This window comes from Mucilaginibacter sp. Mucisp86 (genome assembly GCF_047324315.1).
Taxonomy (GTDB): domain Bacteria; phylum Bacteroidota; class Bacteroidia; order Sphingobacteriales; family Sphingobacteriaceae; genus Mucilaginibacter.
The window spans coordinates 6,393,481-6,412,289 of sequence record NZ_CP168503.1; the positions used below are offsets into that span (position 1 = coordinate 6,393,481).

Below are 18,809 nucleotides of genomic sequence, written 5' to 3' on the forward strand. Positions count from 1 at the left end.
ACCATGAAGAATTTAAAATACTATTTGCTGTTTTGTTTGTTTTTAGGTTTGGCTGCAACAATCCACGCACAATCGCAATCCATCACATGGACGGAGGTGGAACCCGGAATCTGGAAAGGTGTAGTCGGCAAGCCCGAAGAGTTTGACCTGTTGAAAGCTTCAGGTGCGCAACCTTATCATGCCGGTTTACAACAAATGCCTGTAGCCGGTTTCCCTCTGGAACAGCAGGAAATTACCGCTCGGGTACAGGACGGTAAAACCTACCTTAGGTTCCCTCTCGAAAAAAAAGAACAGTTATTTGGGTTTGGTTTGAATTTTCAGACTGTATTTCAACGGGGCAAGGTGCTTACCCTACATGTTGATAATTATGCCGGTAAGGATAATGGCCGTACACATGCACCAACGCCGTTCTATGTATCATCAAAGGGCTATGGTGTATTTATTAATTCGGCTAGGTATATCAATGTATACGCCGGTACAGCGGTGAATCGCGATAGCAAAACCCCGCCTGATGTGAAAGACCGCAACCTGGATAAAACATGGAGCTCGCACCCGTATTCAGATGGTGTAGAAATGCTGGTACCGGCTGCAGGTACTGAGATCTACGTATTTGCAGGGCCAACCATGCTGGATGCTGTAAGGCGGTATAATTTATTAAATGGCGGTGGCTGTTTGCCGCCACGCTGGGGCTTGGGCTTTACTCAACGGATGCAGCGTTTAACCGATGCGCAGGGTGTTGAGGATGAAGCGGAGGCATTTGAAGAAAAAGGTTACCCGCTTGATTTTATTGGTCTTGAACCCGGCTGGCAAAGTAAATCGTATCCCTGCACTTTTGAATGGGATGCAAGCCGTTTTCCTGATCCCAAAACTTTTGTACAGGAGATGCTGAAAGAGAATATCAGGCTTAATTTATGGACTAATCCTTATGTATCGCCACAAGCGCCGGTTTATAAAAGTATGTTACCTTACAGTGGCTCGCATACGGTTTGGAACGGCATCGTGCCGGATATCAGTATGCCCGAAGCCCGGAAAGTATTCTTCGGCGAGTTGGAAAAGGGGAAGATAGATATCGGGATCAGCGGCTATAAAATGGATGAGGTTGACGGTGGCGACAATTATTTATGGCCCGATGTTGCTGTTTTCCCATCAGGGCATGCTGCCGAACAAATGCGCCAAACCTACGGGTTGATGATGCAGCGCTATACCAGCGAAATTTATCATCAGCGCAATCAACGCACATTCGGCCTGGTACGCGCGTCAAACGGTGGCGGGTCGTCGTTTCCTTACGTGATCTATAATGATTACTATGATCATCATGACTTCATTACCGCGTTGGTGAACAGCGGTTTTGCCGGGGTGCTTTGGACGCCCGAAGTACGATCATCCAAAACAGGCGAGGAGTGGCTGCGCAGGTTCCAATCTAACGTGTTTTCGCCCATGGCCATGATTAATGCCTGGGCAAGCGGCACCAAACCATGGTCGTTTCCCGAAGTTGCAGAACAGGTAAAAGCGATGGCTAATCTGCGCATGCAAATGATGCCATATTGGTACAGCGAATTTGCTAAATATCATTTTGAAGGCACGCCGCCTTTCAGGGCCATGTACATGGAAGACGGTTTTGGAAATTCGGAGGCGAAAACTGAAAAGAAGCAGCTTAACCTGGAAGAAAACCCCTATGAAGAAGCTACGACCAAAGAAGTTAAAGACCAGTATATGGCTGGCGAATATTTACTGGTAGCCCCGGTATTTGCGGGTGAAACCGGCAGAAAGGTGATATTACCCAAAGGTAAATGGTACGACTTTTATACCGGAAAGTATGCCGGTGATGGCGAAGTGATCGGTGTTACACCGGGCCTGGATAAAATCCCTGTATATGTAAAGGATGGCGGAATTATACCCATGATGCCTGTAATGCTGCACGCGCCAAAAGCAGGACAGAAGGTAGACCTCGAGATCAGGTATTATGGCAATAAACCAGGTGTGTATTCATTATATGATGACGACGGTGAAACATACAACTATGAAAAAGGCGATTACACGTTTCGTAAAATTACTGTAGTTAAAAAGAATGGGAAATTAATGGGTTCTATCACATCTGCAATAAAAGGTAAGCCCAATAATATCGGAAAAGTGACCTTCAAAGCCATGACCGAACAGTAAATTAAGGAAAATAAATTAGCGGCCGGTTGTATCAGCTCGAATGTTGAGGTTTTAAAGCCAGGGGATTAGGATAATTATCGCTCTGATCTTCGGCTACATTGTCAAGGCATTTAAAATCTTTTTCAACCAGCAGGTACATCTGGCTGTTGTTGTTTTCGTAACCAACCCGGTCGGTACTTGTCCATTCAATAGCCATGTTAGCCGGCATGTGCATAGTTATCGTATTGTTGCCAAAATCTGCAGTTAAAAATTCGGTTGCAGAGCGTTGCAGCGCATATTTAAATGTTTGCGAACCAAAATTAGTGCTTTCTTCCAGATATCCGTCCCTGTCAAAGTTTTCAACATCTGTTTTAGTTAAGCGATAGCGTAGCGAGTTGCCTTTTATTCTGATCTTCATTTTTTTAATTTTTTACGTTAACAACGTCACCTATAATAATAATAGCGGGGTAGGTAAGCTGATGATCTGCAGCGATTGCTTCCAGATCACATACTTTTCCCTTTGCCGATTTTTGATTCGGCAATGATGCGTGCTGAATAATAGCTGCCGGTGTGTCTCCTTTACCAGCCTTTATATAGGCCGAAGCTATTTCTGCCAGCTTTTTCATTCCCATATATATAACTACTGTTGCATTGCTATGCATAGCGCAGGTTAAATCGGCGGATAGGCTGCCATCTTTTTTGGTGCCGGTAACCATCCAAACGCTTTCACTTACCTGCCTGTGGGTTAGGGGGATGTCTTCCAGCCCGGATGCCTGCATGCTGGTTACACCTGGTATATAGTGGGTAGTGATACCGTGTTGACGGGCATATATAATTTCTTCGAACCCGCGGCCAAATATAAACGGGTCGCCACCTTTTAACCTTACTACATTGCCTTTGGTAAATGCATAATGCCTTATCATTTCATGAATGGTTTCCTGCGGAGTATAATCGCCGTAAGGTTGCTTGCCAACGTATACTTTCTCGCAGTCGTCCCGGCTTATGGCCAGTAATTCTTTGTTAGCCAGGTTGTCATATAATATAACATTTGCTTGTTGTAATGCCTTAAATCCCTTGATTGTCATCAATTCCGGGTCTCCCGGACCTGCTCCAAGTACAAAAAGCTCTGGTTTTTGTATATTTTTTTGCATTTTATTAAATTAGTGATTAAAAAAACAGACTTTTTGGCCTTTTAATTTTGCTGATTTTGCTAAAAATTCAAAATAAATCAAAATATTGTCTCTTAATAATGATGTAAATTATATTAATAGTACTAATTTATGAAATTAAATGCCAATAATCATGATTTAGCTAATAAAAAATTGAAATTAAATTTTTATTTGATGTTTTTTTGAGTTATAATTGTGATATAAATGAAATCAGGGTCGCAGTTGGTTCATTTTTAGTTTGAAAATTGCTTTAACATTTAAAAAATTTCGATATGTCAAAACCAACCATCATTGTTGTTGGCAACGGTATGGTAGGTTATAAGTTTTGTGAGAAACTTTTAGCCAGATCAACGCAGTTCCAAATAATTGTTTTTGGCGAAGAGCCGCGTCATGCTTACGACAGGGTGCATCTTAGCGAGTATTTTAACGGCAAAACCGCTGATGACCTGTCGCTCTCTACTTTATCATGGTATTCAGATAATGGCATTGCGCTGCATTTGGACGACCCGATCCAGGAAATCAATCGCTCCGAAAAAACAATTCACTCTTTAAAAGGCGTTACTTTAAAATATGATTACCTGGTTTTGGCAACCGGCTCCTCTGCCTTTGTGCCCGATATTCCGGGCATTGAAAAGGAAGGTGTATTTGTGTATCGCACCATTGAGGATCTGGAGCTGATTAGGGCTTGCGCTGCTAATGCAAAATCAGGTGCCGTAATGGGTGGTGGTTTGCTGGGGCTGGAAGCTGCCAAGGCTTTAATAGATCTTGGTATAGCTGAAACTCATGTTATTGAATTTGCGCCCCGTTTGATGCCGCGCCAGATAGACTCTGCAGGAAGCAATATGCTGCAGATGAAATTAAGTCAGCTGGGCTTGCATGTGCATCTCAATAAAAGTACGGCTGCTATTACCGGCGATAAAAAAATTCATGCATTAAAATTTAATGATGATAGTCAGCTTGCGGTAGATATGCTGGTGATTTCTGCAGGTATTCGCCCACGCGACGAGTTGGCTAAGCTTGCGGGTCTGCATGTGGGTACCCGTGGCGGCATTGCAGTGAATGAGAAAATGCAAACCAGCGATGAATGCATTTATGCTATCGGCGAGTGTGCTTTATACGAAGGTATGATCTATGGCCTGGTTGCGCCGGGCTATGAAATGGCCGATATTGTAGCTGCTCATCTAACCGAGGCCGACAAAAGCTTTTACGGCTACGATATGAGCACTAAGTTAAAGTTGATTGGTGTCGATGTGGCCAGCTTTGGTGATGCTTTTATTACCGAGCCTGATTGTCGCACTATTTTGTTTGAGGATACGCATAAGGGTATTTACAAGCGCATTAATATTACAAACGATGGCAAGAATCTTTTGGGCGGCATCTTAATTGGTGATGCGGATGCTTATAATATGCTGCTCCAAACCGTTAATAATAAAATAGTATTACCGCCCGATCCGGAAGATTTAATATTAGGGTCAAGAGGAGGCGAATCTAATGCGGGGGCGGGTGTAATGAGTTTGCCTGATGACGCACTAATTTGTTCATGCGAGGCGGTTACTAAAGGGGTGATCTGTTCGGCTGTGAATGATAGCGGTGTAACCGGTATTGATGGTATGAAAAAATGCACCAAGGCTGGCACTGGCTGTGGTGGTTGCGTGCCGTTGGTGAAAGATTTGATTGCCGGCACCATGAAGGCGAATGGTCAGTATATTAAAAATGTTATCTGTGAGCATTTCGATTACTCGCGCCAGGAGCTGTTTGATCTTGTTAAGATAAATGGCTTAAAAAACTATGATCTCGTATTAGACCATTATGGCAAAGGTGATGGCTGTGAGGTTTGCAAGCCGGTTGTAGCCAGTATTCTATCCAGTTTATGGAATGATGTTATTGTGAAGCAGGAAGTTATACAGGATAGCAACGATCGTTTTTTAGCTAATATTCAAAAGGGTGGTACTTATTCTGTTGTGCCCCGCATTCCGGGTGGTGAAATTACACCTGATAAATTGATTGTAATAGGCCAGGTTGCCAAAAAATACGGATTGTACACCAAAATAACGGGCGGACAGCGTATTGATATGTTTGGCGCACACCTGAGTGATCTGCCTTTGATCTGGGAGGAGCTTATTGATGCTGGCTTTGAAAGTGGTCATGCTTATGGTAAGGCGCTTCGTACTGTAAAAAGTTGCGTGGGTAGTACCTGGTGCAGGTTTGGCCTGCATGATAGTGTGACTTTTGCCATAGAGGTAGAGGATAGATATAAAGGTATCCGTGCGCCGCATAAAATCAAGGGTGGCGTAAGCGGCTGTGTACGTGAGTGTGCCGAAGCGCAATCGAAGGATTTTGGAATTATCGCTACCGAAAAAGGCTGGAATTTATATGTATGCGGTAATGGTGGGTCTAAGCCGCAACATGCTCAGTTATTGGCTACCGATATTGATAAAGAAACTGTAGTTAAATATCTCGACAGGTTCCTGATGTTTTATATAAAAACCGCAGACCAATTAACGCGTACTGCAACCTGGCTCAATAAGCTGGATGGCGGCATGAGTTACCTTAAAAATGTAATAGTAAATGATAGTCTTGGTTTGGGCGAGCAGTTAGAGGAGGAAATGCAGGCATTGGTAAATAGCTATCACTGCGAGTGGAAAGAAGCTATTAATAACCCTTCAATGCGCAAGCGTTTTGCTCATTTTATAAATGCACCCGACGAAAAGGATCCTCATGCGCAATTTGAACCAATGCGCGAGCAGGTGCGTGCTAAGGAATGGTAGGTTTTAATCTCAAGTTAGATTGGTATTATTTAAAAGAAAACACAATGGAAACAACAATAGTAACTCAATGGATAATGGCTTGTTATGTTGATGATGTGCCCGAAAATGGTGGTTCATGTATTAAGCATGGCGATGAGCAGATAGCAATTTTTAATTTTGCACGCCGCAATGAGTGGTATGCTACTCAAAATCTTTGTCCGCATAAGCAACAGATGGCTATATCGCGCGGGATGATAGGTAGCGCAGGTGAAAGTTGTGAGCCAAAAGTGGCTTGTCCTTTTCATAAAAAAACATTCTCACTCCTTACTGGCGAATGTTTGGGTGAGGAGGAATTGGTTATAAAAACCTATCCCGTAAAAATCGCCGACGGGAAGGTTTTTGTAGGAATTGATTAAAAAAGGGTATCTCCGGACTAAAGGCCGAGTAAAATTTACATTAAGCGTCGTTGTTAAATAGGGCAATGGCGCTTTTTTATGCACTTTTTTCAGGGATTGATGTGTATTAGATACACTATTGGCAGTGTTTTGGATTTTTGTTTCTTTTTTGAATGTTATTCTTTTGATTTTTTAAGCTTCTATGAAATTTTAGCGCTTATTTATTGTATTATTTGGTTTTCAATGATGGTTTTTATTGTTTTTATGGATTTTAATTTGGGTTTGGTAGTTATTTGTCTGCTTTTTATTCATTAAAAAATTGTTAAAAATACATTTCAGTTGTTTTTGATTATTTAAGAAATGAATTTTTGTTAAAAAAATGTGTTTTTAATGATTTTTATCATAAAAATTCATTTTAAAATTCAATTACTTGTACTTAATCATTAAATAAGTTATATTTATCATAATTAAACGGATAAATAAATCAAAAAAAGATTGAGCCTATGGTAAAAACCCCAAACGCATAAAAAAGCCCTGCCGGGAGGTCGCATTCCCAGACAGGGTTAAATAGTTTTTAATCGCTTTAACAAATAAAAAACCAATTCAAATGTACAAAAATGTATCTAATCAATACACTATTGGGAAAATTCTATTAATTATATCATGTTTCGTTTCTTACAGCGCTTCAGCGCAGCTGTCTTTAACCGGGCAAATTAAAACAAGAGGCGAATTACGTGATGGTTATGGAACTTTAGAACCGATAGGTAACAAAAACGCGGCCTTTGTGTCACAACGAACGCGGCTTACCTTCAATTATAAAAGCAGCAAGCTTATTTTTCAAACATCGGTACAGGATGTTAGGCTTTGGGGTCAGGATGCCTCAACCATTACTATTAATGACGGCAGCCGGCTAAGCCTGCATGAAGCCTGGGCCGAACTGATCCTCTCCAACAAAAAAGATACTTCCTTTAAAAAATCACCTGTCGATTACTTTGCTATCAAAGCAGGCCGCCAGGAAATTAGCTATGACGATGAACGCTTGCTTGGTGCTACTGATTGGATCCAGCAAGCCCGCCGGCACGATGCCATCGTGTTAAAGCTCCTTCAATCGGGCTGGCAGGTTGATCTCGGCGCAGCCTTTAATCAAAGTTCTGACGCTATTAACTATAATGGCACCTATTATACTCCCGCCAATGTGCCCGCTACAGTAAAGGATAGCAAAGGTAATTTGGCAAATACGCCCGCCGGGCTTATTCCGCTGGTAAACGCTTCGGGTATTAGTTCAAAAACCGGTAATCTTTCATTCTTAAACCCGCCCGGTACTAATGGGCAAAACCAAAACTATAAAGCACTTGAATATCTCTACTTTGCAAAGAAATTTAATAAAACTAAACTAACAGGCCTTTTCCTTGCCGATCAGTTTGCCAAATACAAACTCGACTCGGTAAAAAATGTATCCGGCGAGGATGTTGGTTATATCTATGGCCGCCGGTTTAACCAGCCAGGTGTTAATACACGATATACAACCGGGCTGCTTGTAAATCCCGTTTTCGGCAGTAAAGATGAATGGGCTGCCACCGCTGGATTTTATTACCAGGGAGGTCATGATCGCGACGGCGCTGAGTTGAGTGCCTATACTTATACCGCATCTTTATCATACAAAAGCAGTAACCTGGCCTATACGGCCGGCTGGGATTATCTGTCAGGAAATGATGCGCTATCTACCTCAAAAACCAATCATCGGTTTGATCCATTGTATGGCACGCCGCATAAGTTTTGGGGCTACATGGATTATTTCTATGCAGGCAGCGGATCTCCTACAGGCGGCTTGAGCAATCCTTATGTTAAAGTTAAATATCTGTCAGATAATAAGCGCTTTAGTGTCGATTTAGCCAATCATTACTTCTTGTTAGCTAAAGATCAGAAAGGGGTAAACGGGCAGCCGATTAACAAATATCTGGGTACCGAATTTGACCTGACCAACAGCTATAAGCTTAACAAATTTACTGTTGTTGACCTGGGTTTATCTTACATGGCGGCAACCCACAGTATGGAATATGCCAAAGGCTTAACACCTGACAATAATAAGCTACACCCCTTTTGGGCATACCTGCAGCTTAATATCAAACCCGAGTTTTTAAACAAGTAATACATGGGCTATAATCCATAAGATAATATTTAATGACCTGCTTTTAATTTAAAACGATCATGGAAAAACAACTTACCAAACTCAACATATTCTCATTTAAGGGTGTTCAAATGCGCACCTTCCATATTACCTGGCTCATGTTTTTTGTGTGCTTTTTTGGATGGTTCGGTTTGGCGCCGTTAATGCCAACCATACGTGCCGAATTACATCTGAGTAAAGGACAGGTGGGTAACACCATCATTGCATCGGTGGCTGCAACAATTATAGCCCGCCTTATTATAGGTAAACTTTGTGATACCTGGGGCCCGCGTAAAACAGCGGTCAGGTTATTGATTGTTGGGTCGTTACCTGTGTTTTTAGTAGGCCTGGCTCATGATTACACTTCATTTTTATTGTTTCGCCTGGCTATTGGTGTAATTGGTTCATCGTTTGTAATTACCCAGTTTCATACTTCCATGATGTTTGCCCCTAATATAAAAGGTACTGCCAATGCAGTAACCGGCGGCTGGGGTAACCTTGGCGGCGGTGTAACTAATATGGTGATGCCTTTAATATTTGCAGCCATAGTAGGTGCAGGCTTTACCAAAGCCGAAGCCTGGCGATATGCTATGATAGTTCCGGGTATAATGATGCTGATAATTGCCTTTTTATATTGGAAGTTTACCAAAGATACCCCTAACGGCAACTACGACGAAGTAGGCTACGCCAAAACCAATCCATCAAAAACCGATTGGTCAATATTAGCCGACTGGCGCGTTTGGGCATTGACCATGGCCTACGCTATGTGCTTTGGTATGGAAATCACTTTTGATAACGTGGCTTCATTACATTTTGTAGATACTTTCCACTTGTCGCAAAGTTCTGCCGGTTTCTGGGCAGGTATATTCGGCTTCATGAACATTTTTGCCCGTGCCTTGGGCGGTATTGTGTCTGATAAGGTTGGTGGCAAATTCGGTATGCGGGGCAAGGGCCTGCTTTTGGCCGGGGTGTTACTGTTGGAAGGTATCGGCCTTATCCTGTTCGCTCAGTCGGGTAGCCTTACAATGGCCATTATTTCTATGCTTTCATTCGCGTTGTTCCTCAAAATGTCAAACGGTGCTACTTACGGTATAGTGCCTTTTATCAACAGCAAAAATGTGGGGATGGTAAGCGGCATTGTAGGCGCCGGTGGTAATCTTGGCGGAATGCTGTTCGGGTTTCTTTTCAAATCGGAGCATATTACCTATATACAAGCATTTACCTACATCGGTATAACTGTTATGGTGATTTCCGCAATTGTTTTGATCACCCGTTTTCAAAAACAAGCCGAACCTCAAACAGTAGAGGAACCTGCTTTAGCCTTATAAGCCTAAAGCAGAAGGCCGAAAGCGAAAAGCTGTAAGGCTGATTAAAGCTTTCGGCCTTAAGTACAGAATAAATAATAATATATAAAGAGCTTTCGGCTTTCAGCCGTAAGCTTTTAGCTTAAAAAGAATGTCTAAACGCCCTCAAAATACATTTAAAAGTACTTGCTGCTACTGCGGGGTAGGCTGTGGCGTGGTAATTAACAAAGAGAAAAATGGCAGCATAACACTTGAGGGCGACAAGGATTATCCCGTAAATAAAGGGATGCTGTGCAGTAAGGGGCTTAACCTGCACTATACAGCCAATGATAAAACCGACAGGCTGCTGTACCCTCAAATGCGCTACAATAAAAGCATGCCCATGCAAAGGGTAAGCTGGGATGATGCTCTGGAGCGTACAGCAGCCATTTTTAAAACCTTCATCAATAAATACGGCCCGGATTCGGTTGCGTTTTACGCTTCCGGTCAATGTCTTACTGAAGAGTATTATGTTGTAAATAAGTTGATTAAGGGGTTTATCGGTAGTAATAATATCGATACAAATTCGCGTTTGTGCATGAGCAGCGCCGTTGCTGCCTATAAAATTGCGCTGGGCGAGGATACAGTACCTGTTTGTTACGACGATATTGAGTTGGCGGATTGCTTTTACGTTACAGGGGCTAACCCAGCCTGGTGTCATCCCATTTTATGGAGAAGGGTTGAGGCGCATAAAGCCGCAAATCCCGATGTAAAGATCATTGTGGTTGATCCCCGGGTTACAGATACATGCAGCAATGCCGATTTGCATCTGCAGTTAAACCCGGGCACTGATATTACCTTAAATCATGCTATAGGGAGGGTATTGATAGAAAACGGTGATATTGACGTTGACTTTGTAACCAAACATGCCGATGGTTTTGAGCAGTACAGTAAATTAGTATTTGAACGTACGCTTGCCGAATCAGCCGCCATTTGTGGCGTGAGCGAAAGTGATATCCGCCTTGCCGCCCTTCATATCGGTGAAGCAAAAGGCTTTATTTCGATGTGGACAATGGGTTTAAACCAAAGCTCAGTCGGAGTAAATAAAAACTTAAGCCTGCTAAATCTCAATTTAATAACCGGTCATATTGGTAAACCGGGTTCGGGCCCGTTGTCATTAACCGGGCAACCCAATGCCATGGGCGGGCGCGAAGTAGGCGGGCTTGCCAATCTTTTACCGGCCCACCGTGTCCTGACAAATCCGGCAGACAGGGCAGAGGTACAAAAGTTTTGGGGAGGTACCGAGATAGCGGCGAAACCGGGCCTTACAGCCACGGAGATGTTTGAGGCCCTAAATGATGACCGTCTTAAAGCTATCTGGATCATGTGCACCAATCCGCTCACCAGCCTGCCGAATGTGCGCCTGGCCGAAGAAGCGCTGAAAAAAGCAAAATTTGTGGTGGTTCAGGAGATCAGTAATAAGCCCGAGACTTTAGCTTATGCCGACGTGATCCTCCCGGCAGCGGCCTGGGCCGAAAAAGAGGGGACTATGACCAACTCTGAAAGGCGCATCAGTTATCTGAGTAAGGTGCTAGACCCTCCGGGAGAGGCTATGCCAGATAGCGAGATCATTTGTCGCTTTGCAAAAAAAATGGGGTACAAAGGCTTTGATTTTAAAAATGCCGCTGAAATTTATGCTGAGCACGCTAAACTCACGGGTAAAACCAATATTGATATCAGCGGGCTCACCCACGATACTATCATACAGCAACGATCAATGCAATGGCCTTATAAAAAGCGTAATGCAGCATTTGGTACGCCACGTTTGTTTACCGACAAACAGTTTTATACAGCAACCGGCAATGCGCAGATCAGCGCTGTACCGGATGCGCATACCAGCGAAAGTACTGATGGTGATTACCCTTTTATCCTTACCACCGGCCGTATTCGCGATCAATGGCATACCATGAGCAAAACAGGTAAGGTTAATAAGCTTAATCAGCATATTAAAGAGTCGTTTGTGGAGATTAACCCTATTGATGCTGCGGCTTTGGAAATCAAAGAAGGCGATGTTACCATTATTACATCACGGAGGGGAGAAGCAAGGATAAAAGCTCGCATTACCGAACAGATAAAACAGGGCGTTATTTTTGTGCCGATGCATTGGGGCAAGATCCTGAATAATGACCTGCACCGCATTAACAACGTTACCAATGATGCGCTCGACCCGATATCAAAGGAACCGGATTTTAAGTATTGTGCGGTAAAGATTGAGAAATATAAAAAGCCTTTTCAAAGAATTGTAGTTGTGGGCGCAGGCGCAGGGGCGCATGGTTTTGTCCGGTCATACCGGGAGTTGAACAAAGATGATGAGATCATCATTTTCAGTAAAGAGGATCATCCTTTTTACAACCGCGTAATGCTTCCGGATTATATCAGTGGTGAACAACGCTGGGAGCAGTTGGTGAAAATGACCGATGAAGAGGAACCTGAACTTAAAATAAGGCTGCTACGTGGTGTAAGCGTTGAGAAAATAGACCGTGCCAATAAATATGTGCTGGATAGCCGTGGCGTAAAAACGTACTATGATGTATTATTGCTGGCTACCGGTAGCCGGGCAGCAATTCCTAAAAACGTGCCGTCCTTGCCGGGTATCTTCAGCATGCGCAGCCGTAATGATGCGGACAATTTCAAAAAACACGTACCTAAAAGTGGCCATGTGGTTATTGTTGGTGGTGGTTTGTTAGGATTGGAGATGGCCGCGTCTTTACGCGAAATAGGAATTACCATCACTATTATTCAACGTACATCAAGGTTTTTGAATCGTCAGTTGGATGAACTGGGGAGCCGACTATTACACGAAGAAATGGTTGACCAGGGCTGCGACATCTTTTATGATGATGAAGTGCAGTTATTTTACGGTCGCAACAAGCTTACCGGTATAGGTTTAAAAAGCGGACGGAAGATTGATTGCGATGCCATGATCCTGGCTATTGGTACAACGCCAAACCTTGAAATAGCCAAGGATTGCGGCCTTGAAATTAAACGCGGTGTAATTGTAAATGAACGCTTGATTACCAGCGATCCGAACATATATGCCATTGGCGAAATAGCGGAGTTTAACGGTACTTTATACGGTATAACTGCCGCAGCAGAACAGCAGGCAGCAGTAGTTGCGGGTTATATGAATGGCGATATTGCCAGCTACTACAAGGGTAGCCTGTTTATGAATATCATCAAAATCCATGGTTTTGATTTGTGCAGTATAGGTTTATCTGATTGCCCCAATGATAAAGATTATGAGGAGATTGTGTTTATAGATAAGGCTAAACGCTATTATAAAAAATGCATTATTCACCAGGACAGGCTGGTGGGTACCATTTTAATTGGCGATAAAGGCGAGTTCCAGGAGTTTAGGGAGCTGATAGCCAACAAAACAGAACTAAGCGATAAGCGCCTCAAACTACTTCGCAGCGGCAAAACGGCCGAGCCTGTTTTAGGCAAACTGGTATGTAGCTGTAACAACGTTGGTGCCGATAATATTCGCAATAAGGTAAAAAGCGGGTGCACGCAACTGGCCGATGTTTGCAGCCAGACCGGAGCAGGAACAGGCTGTGGCTCATGCAGACCCGAAGTAAAGCGACTGCTTGAAGAAGTACTTGAACAACAATTGTTAAAAGCTTGATTTTATGGAGAATAAGCAACTGATTAAGATTAATCTTCCGGGAGGTGTAGCATCTGCCGGTGATTTTTACGAGATGCTCATTATTGCGCAAAATGCAGGTGCTAAACAGGTGCGCTTCGGAAACCGGCAGCAGCTTTATTTTGAAGTTGAAGAAGCTCAATTGGAGGATCTGGAGTTTGATATGTTAGGCGCCGGTATCGACCATGAAATTAATGAAGACATTTATCCCAACATTACCAGCTCATACATAGCCGATGGTATATTTAACCAGGAAAACTGGCTCAAAGAAGGGGTTTATAAAGATATCTTCGATTTGTTTGATTATCAGCCCCAGCTAAAAATAAACCTGGTTGACAGTAGCCAGACCTTTGCTCCATTTTTTACGGGCAACCTTAATTTTATCTCTTCGCCAGTGAGTAATTACTGGTACCTGTATATCAGGTTTCCAAAAACCAATATCCTGTATTGCTGGCCTGTGTTGGTTTATTCGGATGATATTCCTGCTATGGGCAAAGCAATACAGCAGGTGATATTTGCCAACAAAAAGCTGTTTTACGATCAGGTTGAAATTAATCCGGATGAGCTTTATCAATTAGTTGCTGCCGGTTACCAGTTTGTAATTCAGGAAATTGATCAGCCTTTGGTTATCCCGGAGTTTCAGTTGCCTTATTACGAAGGTTTTAACAAGCAAGGGAATAGATATTGGTTGGGCATTTATAGGCGTCATGAACTTTTTGATATTGAGTTTTTGAAGGAGATCTGTAACCTGTGTATGCAAACCAGGGTAGGGCAATTGTACATCAGCCCATGGAAATCTTTGCTCATCAAAAACATTGAGGCGAAACACAGGCCATTATGGGGTAATTTGCTTAATAAATACCGGGTAAACATCAGGCACGCTTCAAACGAACTCAACTGGCAGGTTGAAGACCTTTGCAGCCCCTGCCTTGAGCTTAAGCAGCAATTGGTTAGTGAATTTGAGGAAGCAGATTTGCGGACTTATGGCCTTAGCTTTGCTATTAAGCGATCTCCTAAATCAGGTATTTATGGTTCGGTGATGATTCGTGCGCGAATACCTGATGAATATGAAATTGTACATACCCGTGATTTTAACCATAATACCCGCGAGTTTGTGATATATAAACAAGGCGTTACAAAAGCAGATTTAAGCAGGCACCTGATAGCACTTTGCGATTTGTTTTATGAACAGCAAATCAATAATCAATCGCCATTACAGGTGAGTAAAGCCAGCAATGAAATTAAATCGTCTGCTCAAAAAACTGTTCATCAATGTAAAAGCTGCTTCACCATTTATGACGAGTTGTATGGGGATATATTTAATGAAATAGAGCCAGGGGTGCCTTTTGAAAACTTAGGCGATTACGAATGCCCTACCTGTGGCGCCGGAAAAGAAAACTTTGCAGAGCTGATATATCAGGTTGCTTAATTAACCTCGTCCAAAGCGGCTTTATCATAAATTAAATTGACCATCCTGGGTCTTGTGTTACCTATGAATTTAAATTTAAGTGATAATATTTATATCAAGAGGGGTTAACACATTTTTGTTATAAATTTCACTTAATTACTTGATTATAAGAAATTTAAATAAATATTAGCCCTAAATTGTGTTAACCCTGTTAACCCCATTTTATTAATAAAGTTAATTAAATGGAAACTATGTATCGCTTAAGTATCTGAAAATAAAATGAGGCTGATAAATCTATGATATAGCCTGAAAAAAAAGCCTCTCTAAATCTCTTCCAAAAGGAGAGACTTAGAGAGGTTTTTTACCTGAAATCTCCGTATAACGATTTTATTAATTTATTTTGCCGGAGTAATGATAATGTTCCTGTAATCTATAGGTCCATGATCCCCCTGGATCAGGAGAGGCCCAGGTTCGCCTTCTTTGCTATCGATAGCCCCACCGGTAATACCCGGGATCTCCTGCTGGCATATCACCATAGTGCCATTGGCTACTATAGTAACTAAGCGTCCTACGAGGGTAATATCGTATGTCTGCCATTCTCCGGCGTCTTTTGCCATCATTTTGTTAGGTGGCAGGAAACCATAAATAGCACTGAACTGGTTATTGATAGGTTCTGGTTCGCCGGTTTTCGTGTCAATTACCTGTACTTCATAGCGCCCTCTGAGGTAAACACCACTGTTACTGCCTTTTTGATAACGAAATTCGATATGTAATTTAAAGTCGCTGAATTTTTGATCGGTAATAAGGTTTGCACCCGAGTGCTTGCTTCTCAAAATGCCCGATTCAACTACCCATTGGTTTTTTCCGTCGGTATGCCAGCCTTTGGTATCTTTACCGTTAAACAGTTTAACAGGCTTGCCCCAAACCGGTGCCTTTGCCCTTGTCATTAACGGAGCTCTAACTCCGGTGAAATGGTAGGTAACCCCATCTGTATATACCATAGTCCCGGTTAGTTCTTCGCCTTTAAGCTCAAATTCAAAATCCATATTGCGATTTCCTTCTTCCCATTGTGGCGGAATGGAAAAGCTGTATTTACCGTCATGTGGCTTAACCTCTGATATAGGGCGCGCGCTACCAAAAGCGTAGGTAAAACGACCGATCAGCGTGTGTGTACCTGATTTTTGAACTTCCAGCCATGAGGGCAGGCTTTTGCCGCCTTTATCAATTGTAATATCCCAGCGCCCGATAACCGCAGGGTCTTTTACTTGTTGAGCTTTAACTCCTGAAATTATTAAAAGCAGTAATCCCGCAATGAGTTGTACGCGGATAAACCTGCGGATTAGGTTCTTTTTATTGGTAGTTTGGTTTCTCATAATTTTTAAATCTACAAACTAACATTCAATATTTAATTAAACGGGTGATTTTTTGATTGCTGTGCAACCGGTGGTTGCGTTGTGCCCTTTTGCTATTATTTTTTATCTATTTTTTCGAGCAATGCTAAGATTTTGTCGAGCTTATCTACCTCAATAGCATTTAAGCGCAGTTGTAATTCTTCAATTTCTTTTTTTGCCTCCACATTAGTCCGGAAATCCTCGTTTGCCTGGGCACGATCGCGTTCATTCTGGCGATTTTGGGCCATCATGATAATGGGGGCCGCATATGCCGCCTGGGTCGAAAACAATAAATTTAATAAAATGTAAGGGTAGGGGTCCCAGTGGCCAACAAAAGCTACTACGTTTAGCGCCATCCATAATGCAACGATTATGGTTTGAATAATAATGAACCTCCAGGACCCCATGCCTGCTGCTACCGAATCAGCCAATCGCTGACCAAAGTTCATGGAATCGATATGTCTTTGATACCAGTTTTTTTTGTTGTTTGCCATTTTTTAATAATTAAGATTTACATAATAAATATATAAAATTAATTGTCATGACCGATTTTGCTGGGCTGTACATACTGTGGGTAATACGTTTTCATTTTGCTTTAACCTTTCTGCCTGTTAAGGCACTATTTTAGAATAATCATAATATTTAGAGAGTCAATAGTATTTTCATTGCCGTTGACTTTAGTCAACGGAATAATAAATGGACGGCAAACGGCTTTAGCCAAAAATGCCGCATGAATGGTTGGGCTAAAGCCCGGCAATTCGTTTTTCTTGACCGTTGACTGAAGTCAACGGCAATGAATAGACTTGCATTTTTACCGGCATTATTGTTAGTAATCAAATATTTCTCCCCTTAATCTTCAAATCTCTGTAACTTTAAACACATATCATTATGTTAGATAGCCAAGAACATACACCTCAGTATTGGCTCACACGTTTTGTGATCCTGCGTCTGCTGGGCTTGGTTTATGCGGTGGCTTTTCTGGTAGCCATAAATCAGGTGTTGCCATTGGTCGGTTCGCATGGGTTGTTGCCGGTAGATAAATACCTGCAACAGATTAGCATTGCATTGGGCTCAAAGAGTGCAGCTTTCTTTCGGTTGCCTTCGCTGTTTTGGTTCTGGCATTCAGATACGGCATTACTGCTGGCTTCATGGACGGGTTTTATTTTATCGTTAATTGTGGTGGCCGGTTATGCAAATGCGCTTTCAATGGGTATACTATGGATATTATATCTTTCCCTTGTACATGTTGGGCAGGACTGGTATGGCTACGGCTGGGAGATCCAACTAACAGAAACCGGTTTTCTTGCCATATTTTTGTGCCCCTTGCTGGATATGCGGCCTTTTCCCAAACGCCCGCCGCCTTTGCTCATCATTATCCTGTTTCGCTGGCTCATCTTCCGGATCATGTTTGGTGCCGGGATGATCAAATACAGAGGCGATGAGGTGTGGCGAAAAGGAACTGCGCTTTATTATTATTTTGAAACCCAGCCGATACCAGGGCCGTTTAGCCGTTGGTTCCACTTTTTACCGCGTGTGCTTTTACGGTTGGGTGTCTGGTTCAACTGGCTGGCCGAACTGTTGGCCCCCTGGTTCGTTTTCGGTCCGCGGGTATTCAGGCATATTGCCGGTATCATTATTATTTTGCTTCAATGTGCAATCATATTGAGTGGTAACCTCTCTTTTTTGAACTGGCTTACCATCGTACCTGCGCTGGCTTGTATGGATGATGGTTTTTGGGCTAAGCTTTTGCCGGGAGTACTTGTGCGCAAAGCTGCGAAAGCTGAAGAGGAAGCGGAAATTTCGCAGCCGATGCAGTATACGGCCCTTGTAATAGCCTGCATTGTGGGGCTACTGAGCTTCCAGCCAGCATTTAATTTGCTATCTCCTAAACAAATTATGAATACCTCGTTTGATCCCCTGGAGCTCGTTAACACCTATGGGGCATTTGGCAGCGTGGGGCAGGAACGTTATAACGTAGTTTTTGAAGGCACAAGGGGTTTTAATCCCGATAGTGCAAATTGGCAGGCCTATCCTTACAAAGGTTTGCCTGTAGATCTGAATCAGCAGCCGAGTCAGGTAGCACCTTATCAATTGCGGCTGGACTGGCAGATGTGGTTTGCCGCTATGTCTACGGCAGATCAGTATCCCTGGACCTATCACCTCGCCTGGAAATTGCTGCACAACGATCCGGGAGCAGTTGGCTTATTTGCCGGAAATCCCTTTCCCGGAAAGCCACCCCGTTATATTCGTGCTGTAATTTACCGTTATCGTTTTGCCCGCCCCGGGCATGCTGCAGGCCCTTACTGGGAGCGGGAGAGGTTAGGATTATGGCTGCCAGTACTTTCTGTTCAAAACCCTCAATTTGTTGCATACCTGAAAGGCCAGGGATGGATAAAATAGTATTGTC

At 42.9% G+C, this 18,809-nt stretch carries 12 protein-coding genes; 8 read left to right on the top strand and 4 right to left on the bottom strand.

The window, feature by feature from the left end; translation table 11 throughout:
- Positions 1 to 3 precede the first annotated feature (3 nt).
- On the top strand, positions 4 to 2,160 hold the full coding sequence (locus tag ACEN9X_RS26575) for a TIM-barrel domain-containing protein (protein WP_413668013.1): 2,157 nt from the start codon (positions 4 to 6) through the stop codon (positions 2,158 to 2,160).
- A gap of 31 nt (positions 2,161 to 2,191) precedes the next feature.
- Here ACEN9X_RS26575 and ACEN9X_RS26580 read toward each other — a convergent pair whose 3' ends face one another.
- Together ACEN9X_RS26580 and cobA are read right to left on the bottom strand one after the other, a co-directional pair.
- On the bottom strand, positions 2,192 to 2,557 hold the full coding sequence (locus ACEN9X_RS26580; protein ID WP_413668014.1) for a DUF7009 family protein: 366 nt from the start codon (positions 2,555 to 2,557) through the stop codon (positions 2,192 to 2,194).
- Between the two features lie 4 nt (positions 2,558 to 2,561).
- On the bottom strand, positions 2,562 to 3,290 hold the full coding sequence (gene cobA / locus ACEN9X_RS26585) for a uroporphyrinogen-III C-methyltransferase (protein ID WP_413668015.1): 729 nt from the start codon (positions 3,288 to 3,290) through the stop codon (positions 2,562 to 2,564).
- 290 nt (positions 3,291 to 3,580) lie between these two features.
- Here cobA and nirB point away from each other — a divergent pair, with 290 nt between their 5' ends.
- From nirB to ACEN9X_RS26615, 6 genes are all read left to right on the top strand, one after another.
- Positions 3,581 to 6,076: a nitrite reductase large subunit NirB gene (gene nirB / locus ACEN9X_RS26590; RefSeq protein ID WP_413668016.1), complete on the top strand. Its 2,496-nt coding sequence runs from the start codon at positions 3,581 to 3,583 to the stop codon at positions 6,074 to 6,076.
- Positions 6,077 to 6,120: 44 nt separating this feature from the next.
- The gene (gene nirD / locus ACEN9X_RS26595) at positions 6,121 to 6,471 is read left to right on the top strand and encodes a nitrite reductase small subunit NirD (protein ID WP_413668017.1); all 351 of its coding nucleotides are present in this window, start codon (positions 6,121 to 6,123) and stop codon (positions 6,469 to 6,471) included.
- A 586-nt stretch (positions 6,472 to 7,057) separates the two neighbouring features.
- The gene (locus ACEN9X_RS26600; RefSeq protein WP_413668018.1) at positions 7,058 to 8,599 is read left to right on the top strand and encodes an alginate export family protein; all 1,542 of its coding nucleotides are present in this window, start codon (positions 7,058 to 7,060) and stop codon (positions 8,597 to 8,599) included.
- Between the two features lie 59 nt (positions 8,600 to 8,658).
- Complete coding sequence (locus tag ACEN9X_RS26605) at positions 8,659 to 9,945, top strand: MFS transporter (RefSeq protein ID WP_413668019.1); 1,287 nt, start codon at positions 8,659 to 8,661, stop codon at positions 9,943 to 9,945.
- Positions 9,946 to 10,072: 127 nt separating this feature from the next.
- The gene (locus ACEN9X_RS26610; protein WP_413668020.1) at positions 10,073 to 13,585 is read left to right on the top strand and encodes a molybdopterin-dependent oxidoreductase; all 3,513 of its coding nucleotides are present in this window, start codon (positions 10,073 to 10,075) and stop codon (positions 13,583 to 13,585) included.
- A 4-nt stretch (positions 13,586 to 13,589) separates the two neighbouring features.
- Entirely contained in the window at positions 13,590 to 15,032 is a 1,443-nt protein-coding gene (locus ACEN9X_RS26615) for a rubredoxin (protein ID WP_413668021.1), read from the top strand.
- Positions 15,033 to 15,406: 374 nt separating this feature from the next.
- On the opposite strand, the gene ACEN9X_RS26620 is transcribed toward ACEN9X_RS26615, so the two are convergent.
- Positions 15,407 to 16,384, bottom strand: a complete 978-nt coding sequence (locus ACEN9X_RS26620; protein ID WP_413668022.1) for a DUF1080 domain-containing protein — start codon at positions 16,382 to 16,384, stop codon at positions 15,407 to 15,409.
- A 95-nt stretch (positions 16,385 to 16,479) separates the two neighbouring features.
- Positions 16,480 to 16,896 (bottom strand): DUF1003 domain-containing protein, encoded by a 417-nt coding sequence (locus ACEN9X_RS26625; RefSeq protein ID WP_413668023.1) that lies wholly within the window; start codon positions 16,894 to 16,896, stop codon positions 16,480 to 16,482.
- Positions 16,897 to 17,290: 394 nt separating this feature from the next.
- On the opposite strand from ACEN9X_RS26625, the gene ACEN9X_RS26630 reads away from it, so the two are divergent.
- Positions 17,291 to 18,802, top strand: coding sequence for a lipase maturation factor family protein (locus tag ACEN9X_RS26630; RefSeq protein WP_413668024.1), 1,512 nt, complete (start codon positions 17,291 to 17,293; stop codon positions 18,800 to 18,802).
- Positions 18,803 to 18,809: the final 7 nt, after the last annotated feature.

Excerpts from the sequence above, each read along its gene's own strand:
- ACEN9X_RS26620 (WP_413668022.1), bottom strand. The coding sequence starts at position 16,384 with ATGAGAAACCAAACTACCAATAAAAAGAACCTAATCCGCAGGTTTATC.
- ACEN9X_RS26630 (WP_413668024.1), top strand. The coding sequence starts at position 17,291 with ATGTTAGATAGCCAAGAACATACACCTCAGTATTGGCTCACACGTTTT.
- ACEN9X_RS26575 (WP_413668013.1), top strand. The coding sequence starts at position 4 with ATGAAGAATTTAAAATACTATTTGCTGTTTTGTTTGTTTTTAGGTTTG.
- nirD (WP_413668017.1), top strand. The coding sequence starts at position 6,121 with ATGGAAACAACAATAGTAACTCAATGGATAATGGCTTGTTATGTTGAT.
- ACEN9X_RS26580 (WP_413668014.1), bottom strand. The coding sequence starts at position 2,557 with ATGAAGATCAGAATAAAAGGCAACTCGCTACGCTATCGCTTAACTAAA.
- ACEN9X_RS26600 (WP_413668018.1), top strand. The coding sequence starts at position 7,058 with ATGTACAAAAATGTATCTAATCAATACACTATTGGGAAAATTCTATTA.
- nirB (WP_413668016.1), top strand. The coding sequence starts at position 3,581 with ATGTCAAAACCAACCATCATTGTTGTTGGCAACGGTATGGTAGGTTAT.
- ACEN9X_RS26615 (WP_413668021.1), top strand. The coding sequence starts at position 13,590 with ATGGAGAATAAGCAACTGATTAAGATTAATCTTCCGGGAGGTGTAGCA.
- ACEN9X_RS26610 (WP_413668020.1), top strand. The coding sequence starts at position 10,073 with ATGTCTAAACGCCCTCAAAATACATTTAAAAGTACTTGCTGCTACTGC.
- ACEN9X_RS26605 (WP_413668019.1), top strand. The coding sequence starts at position 8,659 with ATGGAAAAACAACTTACCAAACTCAACATATTCTCATTTAAGGGTGTT.
- cobA (WP_413668015.1), bottom strand. The coding sequence starts at position 3,290 with ATGCAAAAAAATATACAAAAACCAGAGCTTTTTGTACTTGGAGCAGGT.
- ACEN9X_RS26625 (WP_413668023.1), bottom strand. The coding sequence starts at position 16,896 with ATGGCAAACAACAAAAAAAACTGGTATCAAAGACATATCGATTCCATG.